Source organism: Sphingobacterium sp. IITKGP-BTPF85 (assembly GCF_001006065.1).
Classification (GTDB): domain Bacteria; phylum Bacteroidota; class Bacteroidia; order Sphingobacteriales; family Sphingobacteriaceae; genus Sphingobacterium; species Sphingobacterium anhuiense.
Genome location: NZ_ASZT02000302.1, coordinates 1 through 1,361 on the forward strand (window position 1 = coordinate 1; position 1,361 = coordinate 1,361).

The 1,361-nt window shown below is 38.9% G+C and carries 1 protein-coding gene; it reads left to right on the forward strand.

Annotated features, from left to right (window positions below; translation table 11 throughout):
- Positions 1–90 precede the first annotated feature (90 nt).
- Positions 91–1,260, forward strand: coding sequence for an IS4 family transposase (locus tag L950_RS25310; RefSeq protein WP_021191301.1), 1,170 nt, complete (start codon positions 91–93; stop codon positions 1,258–1,260).
- The last annotated feature ends 101 nt before the right edge of the window (positions 1,261–1,361 follow it).

Genomic DNA, 1,361 nt, shown 5'->3' on the forward strand with positions numbered 1-1,361 from the left:
GATCAGTAGCGTCCTAAATAATTGAAAAAATGGCGGTGAATTTATATAGCAGGGATTGCTATATTTATTTCGCTAAAAATCACCCACCGCATGGTAAATATAAACGTATTTTCTCAAATTTTGGGTCTTGTAGACCGAGACATTTTCAACAGATTGGTTAAGAAATACCAATCTGACAAATATCATAAAGGGATTAACAGTTGGACCCATTTTGTGAGTATGTTGTTTTGCCACCTATCCTCGGCAGATTCAGTCCGGGACATTTCCAATGGACTTCGCAGTACAACCGGCAATATGAACCATATGGGTATTTCCAGAACGCCCAGCAAATCAAACCTATCCTATATGAACTCTCATCGCGACCATGGTCTTTTCAGGGATCTTTATTATGGTCTTTTAGATCTGCTATGGAACAGGGATCCTCACAGGCGAGCTGAGCTGCGAAGATTGAAGAGTAAGATTTTGTTGATGGACGCCACGATCATCCCTTTATGCCTGAGTGCATTTGATTGGGCGAAGTTCCGAAGTGCAAAAGGAGCGGTTAAACTTCATACGATATTGGATTATGATGGCTGTATGCCTAGTTTTGTGCATATTACAGATGGTAAACAACATGAATCCAAAGTAGCCAAAACCATCTCTTTTCCTCAAGGGTGTGTTCTTGTGGTAGATCGGGGCTATGTAGATTATGCCTGGATGAACATTTTGGACAGCACCGGCTGTTTCTTTGTCACCAGAAGCAAATCCAACATGAAATACACTGTGATCAAAACAATTAAGAGTGAGGCTCTAATCGAAGGTGGAATAATTGAAGATCAGATCATTGAGCTTGTTGGATCACCAAATGTAGGGTATGCAGGAAAGAAGATACGCCAGGTTCGTGTTTTGGACAGCACTAAAAACGTAGTGTATGAGTTCTTAACAAACAATTTTAGTTGGAAACCCAAGACAGTAGCATCTCTTTACAAGGAACGGTGGGAGATTGAAACATTCTTCAAACATCTAAAACAAAGACTAAAGGTCACCAGTTTTGTAGGCACATCCCAAAATGCGGTGTATATACAAATATGGACCGCATTGATCGGAATACTACTCTTCAAGTATATCCAAAAGAAGGCTAAATACGATTGGAATCTATCGAATCTGGTCAACTTTATAAGATTAAATATTTTTGTAAAAATTGACCTATGGAAATGGGCCGATGATCCGTTCATTTCAGGAAGACCTCCTGATAAAAAGGGACAGTTTGCGCTCTTTTAATCGAAAAGGTAGGGTTACTTTTTTTTATAACAGCTAAATCTGCATTATTTGAAGATAAGGTAAGATTCTTTATGCGCTAAAATTTATTTAGGACAGTACTG